Source organism: Aurantimonas sp. E1-2-R+4 (genome assembly GCF_036549515.1).
Taxonomy (GTDB): Bacteria; Pseudomonadota; Alphaproteobacteria; order Rhizobiales; family Rhizobiaceae; genus Aurantimonas; species Aurantimonas coralicida_A.
On sequence record NZ_JAZHLK010000005.1, the window covers coordinates 1 to 11,550 of the forward strand.

An 11,550-nucleotide genomic window follows, 5' to 3' on the forward strand; every position below is an offset into this window, starting at 1 on the left:
GGATTTCGAGAACCTGTCGCGCAACGCGCTCGCATTCCTCAAACTGGCGTCTATCCGCCTAATGCTGCGAAGGCTTTGTTCAAATTGAACAACTTTCCGGACCGACTCTAAGAAGCGAACTTCCCTCCAATGCAAACACTGCTGGACGCTGAGTTGTCAGGAAATCGCTGAATGTCGTCTTGCCGGCGCACTTGTGGCCAATGACGATGAGGACGTTCCGCCGATCAGCTGGCAGCAAGGACAGCTGGTCTCCAGCCTCGATGCTCGGCTCAGCTGGACGACGAACGATGTAGTTGCGACTGCCTATGTTGAGCGCCGCGTTTAATTCCTCGAGTCGTTCGATCAACGAGCCGATAGACTTCGCACGGAAGTCGAAGGCAAGCGATTCCTCAAACTCCATTTCTCCGAGGCGCTTTCCCGAGCCATTGGGAACAAACCAGCCGTTGAACGTCTGCGGAGTCAGCCATGGATATTGCGGCGAGGCCTCGAAGTGCGGCGGCTCCGTAGCTACGGCGCCCGACGTCTCTCCATGAAAAAAGATCGGCTGCGATAGCGACGGTAGTCGCAGTGCGATGTCCGACTTCACGACGGCGCGACGGTCACCACCGCGCAGCGCAATCTGCCTGTCCAATTCCTCGAAGGAGGTGTCCGCGAACCACTCCTTAACCCGGGTGCCAGGATAGTCGTTGTTGTCGCTCAGGGCCTCCAATCGCAGCGAGGTATCCTCGACGAAGAAAACCGATCGACGCTCAAACTCCTGGCTTACCTGCTTGAGCGCCTCGCTAAGCAACCCCTCGGTCCCGAGGGAATAATCCTCATCATAAGGCTCGTGTCGGCTCCGATAGTGGTTCAGCTGATAGCCGTTTCGCATGAAGATCAGGCGGGCCTGAATGAGCTTGTCTGCGTTCGAAGTGTAGAAAAAAGTCCTCAGAAGCCGGTCGAACCGAAAGACGTCGCCATAGTGCGGCCTCACGCGACTACCAGTCGACGGACGGTTGCGCCTCGGTTGAGCCCACTATACGAGCCGAGCCACGCGGCCTCGCGCGAAAGACAAATAGATTGAATCTCTTCAGCAATAGCGTCATTCGCACCATCAAATATCACGTAAACTAGCGGCCCCATGCTGCTCATGCCGGCAGCATAGCCCTCGTAATGTAAAGATTCCAAGAGCCGTTCGACTGGTGTACCACAACGCTCGACTTCCAGACGCTTGAATCCTACTGTCGCCATGGCCTTCATAGCAGAGGCTAGCGCCTTAATATCCACGGAGCGAAAGGCAGGCAGAACGCCATGATAAAGTAGCGCCATCGCGCGTAACGCATCATTCGATTTGATGGGGGCATTTTCGTCGAAAAAGCGACGTTCATCAACCCCGTGAACCGACGATGCCACTGGCATGCAAAGCCCGATACGCCATTGATCGGGGAACGGAATTCGAAGCATCAATAGCGGCGCCAAATTAGCCATATGAGCCCGAGAGGGCAGCAGGCCATCGACGAGATCCCGCGGCCTACCGGCGTCCCATAAAATACCACCCTCGTAGAACCCGTGCACCCCGATGCCGGAAGCGCCGCCACGACCGCTCGCGCGTTGCTGCGCAGCCCGATCACGCGATGATCCGGTAAGCTCGTCAAACCCAACGACGATGCTCAACTTCAGCGCTGTTTTAGTACCGAAGCCGACATGCTGAGGCGCATGTTCCTTTATGGTGGCGGCCGCGCCGACGCCGCTTTCTTCGACAAGCGAATGAAGCAATTCGATTAGCTCACGGCGGGCATCTTCATCGAGAGACGCGACTCCCTCGACGAAAACACGATCGTTTCGTCGAAGCTCAACCCGGGATGCTGTGCGATTGACCATGAACCCCACGCCGCCATAAGCGCGGGGCGAAACGAAACCCATGTCCGCCAGTGAGACATGGATTCTCGAGCCTGCGGTCACCGACACCGACAAGCGATTATTCTTCCGGAGCCGGCACGGCGGATTTCCATGTTGCTTCAAAATGTCTTTCGAGCTCATTGAACATGAAGCCGCCGCGTTGCACGAGTAGCGTTGGGGTGTTGCGGCTACGCTCGTCCATTAGATAAGGCCCCCAAAAGATCTCGTCGTCGATGCGGAGAAGATTGATTGCTGGGATCGTCCGCATGCGGCGCATTTTGAACCTGCATGCGTCAATGTCTCCGTGCTGAGCGACTTCGGCTTCAAACGCCTCGACGGCGTTTCGGATTTCCCCCTTCGTCCCGCCTTCCTCGATATCTCGAAAATCCGCCAAGCTCTGGGATTTCGTCGGGAAGTCGGGATCGATCAACAATATCCGAACTTTCGCACGACGTGACCACTCGCCGAACTCACGAGCGTAGTCCTCGCGAAATGACGAAAGCCCTAGGCCAATGATGTCTATTTGCTTTGCTTTCCTCAACCGCGCATTATACTGCTCTTTAATGCGCACCGACCGATGGCGAAATACATTCGTGATTCCAGCTTCAGTGATCACTTCTAGACGACTTTGCATCCGCTCGCTCGATCGGACATACAGATACAGCACAAGCCCTGCGATGCCGGTCGCGAGCAAACCGCTTCCGACGCTCTGGCCTAAAGATTTCCCGAATAGCTCCCCGCCCTCAGTCGTCATGAAGAGCATGCCGATGAGTAAGAGAAGCGAATGCGCCGCAAGCCACGTCAGGCTCGTCGGCGATCGCCAAGATCGCATCCGCTAATTCCGTTACATTATCAACTTTTCCACGCTACGCTTTCAGAGAACACTTGTTGTTAGACTTAAATATATCAAGGGGAGTTTGGGAAATTCGGCAGGATTCCACTATAAAAAACTGACCAGAAGGAGCTCCCAAGCTCAAATCCGAGTTGCGGATTTTCACTTATCTCGGCTGTACGACCAGATCGATTTGCCCTCCCCCTACTCCCCCATCCGGCATGTCGTCTCCGGCCTATCCACCCCCAGCGTGTCGAGTTCGGAGACCCGGTGCAAAAAGCCTTCCTGCGGCGAGGCGGAGACGACTGAGGCCTCGGTGCCCAAGAGTACCGGCTGGCGCAGCTGCCAATCCCAGTCGCGAAACGTCAGCCGCTGGCCCTTGAAGGCGGCGACGGTGAAATCCGGCCCCTTGATGAAGGCGTCGATGGTCGCCGGGTCGACCGACTGGGTGCGCGAGGCGGCCTCGCCGATTACCCGGATCGCCGTCCAGACCTGCATGTCCTTTGATTCCATGCGGCGGCCGGCGACATCGACGAAGCGGTTCTGGATCTGCGCGCCGCCCCATTGTTCGCTCGCCGGATGCCAGGAGCCGGGTTGCAGCCCGGCGGTGCCGGCGACCGGGCGCGGCAGCCAGGTTCGCCAGGGCACATAGGTGCCGAACACCTCGCTCTCGTCGGCGACCAGCAGGACGTCGTGCTCGGGCAGATCCTGCAGGAATACCGGGATCTGGCGCTGCACCAGCGCCTGGCCGGAATCGGTGGCGCGGGCGCCGCCCTTGTCGGCGAAAATCTTCTCGGCGACGATCTTGCCGCCGAACTTTTTGGCCGAGCGCTTCAACGCCTCGGCGAAGAGCTGGTCGTTTTCGTGGTCGCCCTCGACCAGCGCCCAGTTCCGCCACTGCTTCCACATGAGGTATTGCGCCAGGCCGTCGGTCAGCATCGCCCGCGACGGGGCCGTGTGCAGCATGTTGGCGCGGCAGCCCTCGCCACGCAACCGATCGTCCGTCGCGCCGGCGTTGAGGACGAGGGCGTTCCGGGATTTGGCGAGATCGGCGACGGCGAGCGTATCGTCGGGCGACAGATCGGTGACGATGTAGTGGATGCCGTTCGCGAGCATGTCTTGCGCCGGTGCGGCGACGTCGTCGCCGGGGGCGAGCGTCGTCACGTCGAGGGTAAAGTTCTGGCCCATGAACGAGCCGGTGGTGTTGTTGTCGGCGATCGCCACCGTCGCGCCCGCAAGGCCGATGTCGGCCGGCGGGATGTCGAGGGCGGAGAGCGCCAGGGTGCGCTCATAGGTTCTGAGGAAGCCGATCTTGACCGTCTGTGTCACGGGCTGGACTGAGGCCGGCGCGGGGGCGGTGTCCGTCTGTGCGGGGGCTCCGGTCGTCAGGAGGATGAGCACCGCGGTTCCGCAAAGCACCCGCCGCAAGCGGTCTCTGGCCGGTGTGGTCAATGCTGGTTCCTCCCATTCCGCTGCCGGCCCGGCCGGCGGTCTTTCGCAATTAGCGTCTTGCAGCGCGCCCTTCAAAGCTTATGAATCATTGCCGAGGCTGGGCGCCGGATCAGACAGACGAGAGCTTTCATGTGTTACGGACCCCGCATTCCGAGACAAGCGCGACTTTTTCCCGTTGTCCTGGCGCTGCTCCTGGCCGCCCCCGCCTTCGCGGCGGAAAAGACTGTTGCCGTGTTCGATTTCGAACTGATCGATTCCAGCCTCGAAGGCTCGATGATCGGAAAGAACCCGGACGAGCAGACCCGGCTTGAAACCATGGCGCCGGCGCTGCGAGGCAACATCGACACGCTTCCCGGCTATGCCAGCGTCGACATCGTGCCGGTGCGCGACAAGGCACTGGCGCAGAATCTGGAAAGCTGCGGCAATTGTGCGCTGAGCTTCGCCAAGACGCTCGGCGCCGACATCGCCGTCACCGGAACCGTCCAGAAGGTGTCGAACCTCATACTCAACATCAACGCCTATGCCTTCGACGTTGAGACCGGCCAGCCGATCGCGCGCGGCAGCGCCGACATCCGCTCCAACACCGACGAAAGCTGGCGGAGGGGGATCGCCTATCTGTGGAAGAACGTCCTGAAGAAGCAGTTCGAGGCCGCGCCTTGATCCGCCTGCTGGCCAGCGTCACCGGCCCCGAGGAGGCCGAGATCGTCATCGAAGGCGGCGCCGATCTCGTCGATCTGAAGGACCCGGCGCAAGGCGCGCTGGGCGCGGTGTCGCCAGCCGTCCTCGATGCGACGCTGCGGGCCGTCGCCGGCCGGCGGCCGGTCTCGGCGGTGGCCGGCGACCTGCCGATGCAGCCGGACGTCGTCCGGCGCGCGGTCGAAGCGCGGCAGGCGGCCGACTACGTGAAGATCGGCCTGTTTCCGGCCAGCCGGGAGGAGCGGTTGGCCGTCATCGAGGCGTTGCGGGAGCCGGCCTTGCGCACCCGGCTGATCGCGGTGTTCTTCGCCGATGGCGACCCGGATTTTACGCTGCTGCCGGTGCTGGCCGAGGCCGGATTTGCCGGCGCGATGATCGACACGATCGGCAAGTCGAGCGGCCGGCTGCTTCAGCATCTGTCGCTGGCCGAGCTGGCGGATTTTGTCACACAGGCGCGGGGGCTCGGGCTGATCACGGGGCTCGCGGGCTCGTTGGAGCCGCCGGACGTGCCGCGGCTGGCTGTGCTGCAGCCCGATTATCTCGGCTTTCGCGGCGCCCTGACGGCTGGCCCGCGGGACGGGCCGGTCGATCTCGATGCCGTTCGGGCGATACGCGCGCTGATCCCGGCGGAGCAAGACGCCTCAAGGAGTGTCGCGTCGACCGCTGTCGCCGGCGACCTTATTTTCGTGCGCGACTTCACCCTGCCGATGGAAATCGGCGCCTATGGCCATGAGCGCGGCCGCACGCAAAAGGTGCGCTTTTCCGTCGAGGCCGAGATCGAGCCGATCGTCCCAGGCGCCCGGTGCATGGCGGAGATCTATTCCTACGACGTGATCATCGACGCGATCCGCAGCCTCGCCGCGCGCGGGCATACGGACCTCGTCGAGACGCTGGCGCTGGAGCTCGCCGAGACCGTGCTTGACGACGTCCGCGTCCGCGAAGTGACGGTGCGGGTCGAAAAGCTCGAGCTTGGTCCCGCTGCCGTCGGGATCGCGGTGACGCGCCGCCGCGCCGGACCGACCGGGTAGGGCCATTCGAAATCAGCGCTTTACAGCGGCGGCGAAGCGTCGTTCTCTTGTTACCTTGCGGTTGAGCGCCTCGGCGTTCGCCAACGATCAGAGCGGCCGATCAAGGCCGTCATGGCACAGGGGTGGAATCCGATCGGCATTTCACCCGGGAGAGACGCATCCGAAGGGCAGGTGGCAAGGCATGAAGGACATTCTCGTCGTCAAGATCGGTGGCAGTTGCGCGGCGTCGCCTGATCTGGTGCGGTGGGTGGCGGCGATCGAGCAAGCGCGATTGCCGATCGTCGTCGTGCCGGGCGGCGGTCCGTTCGCCAATGCCGTCAGGCGCTACCAGCCGCGCATGGGCTTCGGCGACGAGGCAGCGCACGAGATGGCGATCCTGGCGATGGAACAGTTCGGCTGCGCGCTCGTCGGTCTCGGCGGGCGGATGGTGAAGGCGGCGGACGAGGCCGCGATCATGGCGGCGCTCGAACGCGGCGACATCCCGGTCTGGATGCCACGCCAGCTGGTGCTTTCGGCGCCGGAGATCCCCAAAAACTGGAGCGTGACCTCGGATAGTCTTGCCGCCTGGCTGGCGGGACGGCTTCCCGGTGCACGGCTTTGCCTGTTCAAACAGATCGATTTGCCGGAAAACGCCACCATCGACGCTCTTGCCGGGGCACAGATCGTCGACGAGTGTTTCACCGAGTTGCTCGATCCGGCAACCGACGTCTATGTCGCCGGACCGGCGGATCTCAGTCTTGCCGGCGTACGCCTGGCCGAGGGAGAAATTCCCGGGCATCCTGTGATGCGGCGGCGCGTACTCGTGGCGGCAAACGCCGGGTGAGGCGAAGCCCCGACGATCCGGGCTTGGCGCTACGCCCGCCCGGCGGCTTTGCAACCGCGCCGGAATGGTCGACATAGCCGGGCATGGCGCGCGAAAAGCTGCTCTTTCTGACCGGACATCTGGCGCGGCCACGGCTCGAGCGCCTGCTGCGAGGGCTCGGTGCGACCGAATTCGACTGGGCGATCGCCGATATCGGGGTGAAGGTCGCGGCGCTCGCCACCGGCGAGATCATCGCGCGGCGACTGCAACAGCCGGTGGTGGCGGATCGCGTCATCCTTCCCGGCCGCTGCCGGGCGGATCTGGACCGCCTCTCCCAACACTTCAGGATCCCTTTCGTGCGCGGACCGGACGAACTCGCCGACCTGCCGGCCTTTCTCGGTCGCAAGGGCGCGCCGCCGGATCTGTCGCGGCACGACATGCGTATCTTCGCCGAAATCGTCGATGCCTCGGCGCTGTCCGTGGACGAGATCGTCCTGAGATCGGAGGCGATGCGGGCGGCCGGCGCCGACGTCATCGACCTCGGCTGCTTGCCCGATACGCCCTTCGCGCATCTCGAAGACGCGGTGCTGGCGCTGAAGGGCGAGGGCCACCGTGTCAGCGTCGATTCCGCCGATCCGGACGAGCTTGCGCGCGGCAACAGGGCGGGGGCGGACTTCCTCCTGTCCCTGACCGAGGAGACGCTGGCGATCGCCGGCGAAGGCGACGCCGTGCCGATCCTCGTGCCGGCCCGGCCCCATGACGTTGCCTCGCTGGAACGCGCGATCTCCGCGGCGCGGGACATGGGCATCGCTTTCATCGCCGACCCGATCCTCGATCCTATTCATTTCGGCTTTGCCGACTCGCTGGTCCGCTACCATCGTCTGCGTGAAGCCTATCCGGACGTCGACATCCTGATGGGCACCGGCAACCTTACCGAGCTCACCGACGCCGACACGTCGGGGATCACCGCGACGCTACTCGGCATCTGCTCGGAGCTTGAAATCCGCAACCTCCTCGTCGTCCATGTCAGTTCGCACACGCGCCAGACGATCGCAGAGCACGACGCGGCAAGGCGAATGCTCTTTGCCGCCCGCGAAGATGGCGCGCTGCCGCGCGGCTATTCCAAGGCATTGCTGCAGGTGCATGACGTCAAGCCGTTCGCGTCGACGCCGGACGAGCTTGCCGAGCAGGCGGCGGCGATCAAGGACCGCAACTACCGGATCGAGACTGCCGAGGACGGTATCCACCTCTACAACCGCGACGGCCATTTCATCGCAACTGATGCGTTCGATCTGTTCCCCAAGATCGCGGTCGAGGGCGATGTCGGCCACGCCTTCTATCTCGGTGCCGAGTTGCAGAAAGCGGAGATCGCCTGGCGGCTGGGAAAGCGCTACGCCCAGGACGGGCCGCTTGACTTCGGCGTCGCCGCGCCGCGCCCTGAGGCGGATCGGACTAAGCTCGAAGCGGCGGGGCATACGTTAAAGGCGAAAAAGACGCCATCATTGTAGCGGCCGACCGCGTCACGGTTTCCATGCAGAGAGTTCCGATGCCCTATATCCGCGAGACCATCCTGACCACCTGCTCCGCCTCTGGCAATGTCCACATCGCGCCGCTCGGGATTATCCAGGACGGCGAGGGCTGGGTGATCGCGCCGTTCCGCCCGTCGACAACGCTGGCCAATCTGGAGGCGACCGGCGTCGCCGTCGTCAACTACACCGACGAGGTGAAGATCTTCGCCGGCTGCCTGACCGGTCGCAAGGACTGGCCGCTGACACCGATCGACGGCTGCAAGGTGCCGCGGCTCGAAGCCGCGCTCTCTCATGACGTTCTGGAAGTCGTCTCCGTCACACCGGACGAGCAGAGGCCGCGGTTTACGTGCCGGGTCGCGGCCTCCGGTCAGCACCGGCCGTTCCAGGGGATGAACCGGGCCAAGGCGGCAGTGCTGGAGGCGGCGATCCTGGTGAGCCGGCTGAAAATGCTGCCGGCCGAGAAGATCGAGGACGAGATTGCCTATCTGAAGATCGCCATCGACAAGACCGCCGGCCCCGACGAGGAACAGGCCTGGTACTGGCTGCTGGAGAAGGTGATCGACCATCTCGCCGAGGTCGAAGGGGAAAGATGACCGGCGGGCGCCCGGTGCTCCCGCCACCGGTGACGTCGATCAGGTGATGACCGCTGGGCTGCTCAGCCGCGACTTTCGGCCAACAGCGCCAAGGCGGCCGCCGGAGCGGCCCGGCAGATGTCGTCGCGCATTTCGCCCGGGCAATCGAACAGATCGGAGAAGTCGACGACGCCGCGGTCGAGGCGGGCCGCGAGGCGCCGCAGCACGGGCCGACCGGCGCCGGCGACGACCACTGGCGCGTCGTCGCTCAGGTCTTCGCGCGACAACACCTGCAACGCCGCGTCGTGGATGTGGCGCATCTGCGCCTCCGCGAAGGCATGGGCGAGCCATTCCCAGGCGCCGTCGCCAGCATCCGCGGCATCCATGCCCACCATGCGGGCGAGGCGCCGGCGTGAGGCGTCGACCGTCTTTTCCTGATTGTCGGCGGCCGGATGCAGATCGTCCACCTCGTCGAGTATGCCGATGACGCGCTGGACGTCGGCCATCGTGGCGAAGGACTCGTTCATCACCGGGATCGACCGACCGGCGAAGGGGACACGCTTTTCCACCGCCATCAGGGGGGTGCGGGTATAGCCTTGGTAGACCAGCTCGCCGTGAACGAGGCGGTCACGGTCGGTGAAGCCGCGGGCGCGGACGTGGCCGTCGCTGACCGGCACGATGTCCGTCGTGGTCGAGCCCATGTCGAGAAACAGCGCTTCCTCGATCGAGGCGGCAGCGAGCGCCGCGCTGGCATGCCAGTTCGCCGAGGCGATCTCGGCGGCATGGGCGCCGGAATCGCCTGTCGAGATGAAGCCCGTCGCTCCGGCATAGAGCGAGATGTCGCCGGATAACCGCTCGGTGAAGACTCGGGTCAGCTGCTCGACGCCCTCCCGACGCGAGGCGAAGATATCGGACAGTTCCCCGGTCATGGTGATCGCGTGGCGCTCGACGCCGGAGACCTCGTCGAGAATGGTCGCGAGAGCCCGATCGAGATGCGCGAGGCCCTGCCAGATCGGGCTGGGCTCCTGCCAGATCTTGAGGACGCGGTCCCCCTCGGCCAGCGCCGCCTTCAGATGCGCGCCGCCAACGTCCCAACCCAGCGTTCTTGTCATGCTATTTCCGCCCGCCTCTGATACGCGCCATCCTATACCATCGAATGTTCGAACGATGCGACCCGAGGGCTTTCATGCGGATCATTCCGGTGCTCGACATCATGGGCGGTCTCGTCGTGCGCGGGGTCATGGGCGATCGCCAGGCCTACCGGCTGATCGAAACCCCGCTCAGCGACAGTGCCGATCCCGTCGCGGTGGCCAAGGGTTTGGCGGCACTGGGGAACTTTTCCGCCTTCTATGTCGCCGACCTCGACGCGATCGAGGGGCGGCCGCCGAACGCGGCCGTGTTGTCCGCGCTGGGCGAGGCCTTTCCGGACACGGAATTCTGGGTCGACGCCGGCCTGCGGACCGCGGCCGGCGCCGAACGCCTGCAACGGGCGCCGCGCCAGCACGCGGTGATGGGCACCGAATCGATCGCGGACGCCGCGGCCCTTGCGGCACTCACCCGCCCGAAGCGGGTCATCCTGTCGCTGGATTTCAGGGGTGACGCGTTCCTGGGGCCGCCGGAGATTCTCCAAGATACGACGCTTTGGCCGGACCGGGTGATCGTCATGACGCTGGCGCGGGTCGGCAGCGGCGCGGGGCCGGACCTTGCTCGCCTCGGCTCGATCATCGCTCGCGCTGAGGGACGGGCAGTCTACGCGGCCGGCGGCGTCAGGGGGCCGGAGGATATCGAAGCGCTGGAACAAGCCGGGATCGCCGGCGCGCTGGTGTCGACGGCGCTGCACGACGGACGGTTGTCGCCGGAGGCGCTGCGGCGCTTTTACCGCTGAGGGCAGCGAAAAGGGGCCGCATGGGCCCCTTTTCCTGTTGTTCGCTTCCTTGGAAGGTCGGTCTCTACTGGAAACCGAATTTGGCGGCCAATCGCCGGAGAAGGCCGGCGGGCATCGCCGGCTTGTCGTCTTTTCCGGGATGGTCTCTTGTCTAAGCCCCGGCGAACGGATGCGACGCCGTACCCTTCTTGGCAACGACTTCTTGGGCCGTCGGCGTGCCTTTGATGGCGCGCTCGATGGATTCCATCGTGGCCTGATAGTTATAATCGCGAATTTTCGCGTCGTCCTCGGCTTCCCAGTGGATGAAGACGCCGACGCAGATGAACAAATCGTCGGCCTCGGCCGCCGGGATGATGCCCTTTTCGACCGAGTCGGCTACGGCGCGCGCAACGGCGGTCTGGGCCGGGCCGAACATCTGGACGGCCTGCTTGGCGCCCTTGATGGTCACCTTGTTGAACATCACCGTGTTCGGCTTGCACGGAAGGTTCGGGGCCACGACCGCGAGCAGCGTGGTGAAGCCGTCCTTGTTGTTGGTCAGCGAGTTGCAGAACGCCGACTCCGCCGCGCTGCCGCGCGGTCCGATGATGAGGTCGATATGGGCGACTTCGTTGCCTTCGCCGACGAGCGATTCGCCGACCATGACCTTGTTGATGGTTGCCATGAGCTATTCCTCCACAAATAGGCTGCTAACTGGTCCGGCGTCGCCGCCGGCCCGGTTAAAGAACTTCCGATTCCCGAAAAGGCGAACTTATCCACGCGCCTGGATTAGGCCGCACGACCGTTCCTCCTCCCGGTCGCCAGACACGACAGGTCCGGCATACGGCTATCCTTGTTGGCGGCGTCCCGCACGGGACCGGTTAGCCAGATAGCAAAAGG

Annotated in this window: 12 protein-coding genes; 6 read left to right on the forward strand and 6 right to left on the reverse strand. The window is 63.9% G+C overall.

The genetic code is table 11. The features are described from left to right. Positions 1 to 79: 79 nt before the first annotated feature. From VQ045_RS03680 to VQ045_RS03695, 4 genes are all read right to left on the reverse strand, one after another. A complete protein-coding gene (locus VQ045_RS03680; RefSeq protein WP_331829200.1) occupies positions 80 to 973 on the reverse strand; it encodes a non-canonical purine NTP pyrophosphatase in 894 nt (297 codons plus the stop codon). Next, positions 970 to 1,947: a beta-ribofuranosylaminobenzene 5'-phosphate synthase family protein gene (locus tag VQ045_RS03685; RefSeq protein WP_331829283.1), complete on the reverse strand. Its 978-nt coding sequence runs from the start codon at positions 1,945 to 1,947 to the stop codon at positions 970 to 972. Before VQ045_RS03685 ends, VQ045_RS03680 begins: the two co-directional genes overlap by 4 nt. Before the next feature lie 10 nt (positions 1,948 to 1,957). After that, positions 1,958 to 2,632, reverse strand: coding sequence for a hypothetical protein (locus VQ045_RS03690; RefSeq protein WP_331829201.1), 675 nt, complete (start codon positions 2,630 to 2,632; stop codon positions 1,958 to 1,960). A 282-nt stretch (positions 2,633 to 2,914) separates the two neighbouring features. Further along, positions 2,915 to 4,162: an ABC transporter substrate-binding protein gene (locus VQ045_RS03695; protein ID WP_331829202.1), complete on the reverse strand. Its 1,248-nt coding sequence runs from the start codon at positions 4,160 to 4,162 to the stop codon at positions 2,915 to 2,917. Between the two features lie 129 nt (positions 4,163 to 4,291). Here VQ045_RS03695 and VQ045_RS03700 point away from each other — a divergent pair, with 129 nt between their 5' ends. The 5 genes from VQ045_RS03700 (at position 4,292) to VQ045_RS03720 (ending at position 8,810) form a co-directional block, all read left to right on the forward strand. Continuing rightward, positions 4,292 to 4,822 (forward strand): DUF3280 domain-containing protein, encoded by a 531-nt coding sequence (locus VQ045_RS03700; RefSeq protein ID WP_331829203.1) that lies wholly within the window; start codon positions 4,292 to 4,294, stop codon positions 4,820 to 4,822. Continuing rightward, positions 4,819 to 5,886, forward strand: a complete 1,068-nt coding sequence (locus VQ045_RS03705; protein WP_331829204.1) for a (5-formylfuran-3-yl)methyl phosphate synthase — start codon at positions 4,819 to 4,821, stop codon at positions 5,884 to 5,886. The genes VQ045_RS03700 and VQ045_RS03705 overlap by 4 nt, the downstream gene beginning before the upstream one ends. Before the next feature lie 181 nt (positions 5,887 to 6,067). Then, on the forward strand, positions 6,068 to 6,709 hold the full coding sequence (locus VQ045_RS03710) for an amino acid kinase family protein (RefSeq protein ID WP_331829205.1): 642 nt from the start codon (positions 6,068 to 6,070) through the stop codon (positions 6,707 to 6,709). An 83-nt stretch (positions 6,710 to 6,792) separates the two neighbouring features. Then, a complete protein-coding gene (locus VQ045_RS03715; RefSeq protein WP_327623144.1) occupies positions 6,793 to 8,196 on the forward strand; it encodes a DUF6513 domain-containing protein in 1,404 nt (467 codons plus the stop codon). A gap of 38 nt (positions 8,197 to 8,234) precedes the next feature. Then, the gene (locus VQ045_RS03720; protein WP_327623263.1) at positions 8,235 to 8,810 is read left to right on the forward strand and encodes a DUF447 domain-containing protein; all 576 of its coding nucleotides are present in this window, start codon (positions 8,235 to 8,237) and stop codon (positions 8,808 to 8,810) included. Positions 8,811 to 8,872: 62 nt separating this feature from the next. On the opposite strand, the gene VQ045_RS03725 is transcribed toward VQ045_RS03720, so the two are convergent. Next, the gene (locus VQ045_RS03725; RefSeq protein ID WP_327623145.1) at positions 8,873 to 9,901 is read right to left on the reverse strand and encodes a hydantoinase/oxoprolinase family protein; all 1,029 of its coding nucleotides are present in this window, start codon (positions 9,899 to 9,901) and stop codon (positions 8,873 to 8,875) included. Between the two features lie 74 nt (positions 9,902 to 9,975). Between VQ045_RS03725 and VQ045_RS03730 the strand changes: the two genes are divergently transcribed. After that, positions 9,976 to 10,674 (forward strand): HisA/HisF-related TIM barrel protein, encoded by a 699-nt coding sequence (locus tag VQ045_RS03730; protein WP_331829206.1) that lies wholly within the window; start codon positions 9,976 to 9,978, stop codon positions 10,672 to 10,674. Positions 10,675 to 10,825: 151 nt separating this feature from the next. Here VQ045_RS03730 and fae read toward each other — a convergent pair whose 3' ends face one another. Then, a complete protein-coding gene (gene fae / locus VQ045_RS03735; protein WP_327623147.1) occupies positions 10,826 to 11,335 on the reverse strand; it encodes a formaldehyde-activating enzyme in 510 nt (169 codons plus the stop codon). Positions 11,336 to 11,550 lie beyond the last annotated feature (215 nt).

What these genes read in the sequence shown, in the direction of transcription:
- VQ045_RS03720 (WP_327623263.1), top strand. Translation starts at nt 8,235, where the DNA reads ATGCCCTATATCCGCGAGACCATCCTGACCACCTGCTCCGCCTCTGGC.
- VQ045_RS03690 (WP_331829201.1), bottom strand. Translation starts at nt 2,632, where the DNA reads ATGACGACTGAGGGCGGGGAGCTATTCGGGAAATCTTTAGGCCAGAGC.
- VQ045_RS03725 (WP_327623145.1), bottom strand. Translation starts at nt 9,901, where the DNA reads ATGACAAGAACGCTGGGTTGGGACGTTGGCGGCGCGCATCTGAAGGCG.
- VQ045_RS03710 (WP_331829205.1), top strand. Translation starts at nt 6,068, where the DNA reads ATGAAGGACATTCTCGTCGTCAAGATCGGTGGCAGTTGCGCGGCGTCG.
- fae (WP_327623147.1), bottom strand. Translation starts at nt 11,335, where the DNA reads ATGGCAACCATCAACAAGGTCATGGTCGGCGAATCGCTCGTCGGCGAA.
- VQ045_RS03715 (WP_327623144.1), top strand. Translation starts at nt 6,793, where the DNA reads ATGGCGCGCGAAAAGCTGCTCTTTCTGACCGGACATCTGGCGCGGCCA.
- VQ045_RS03730 (WP_331829206.1), top strand. Translation starts at nt 9,976, where the DNA reads ATGCGGATCATTCCGGTGCTCGACATCATGGGCGGTCTCGTCGTGCGC.
- VQ045_RS03700 (WP_331829203.1), top strand. Translation starts at nt 4,292, where the DNA reads ATGTGTTACGGACCCCGCATTCCGAGACAAGCGCGACTTTTTCCCGTT.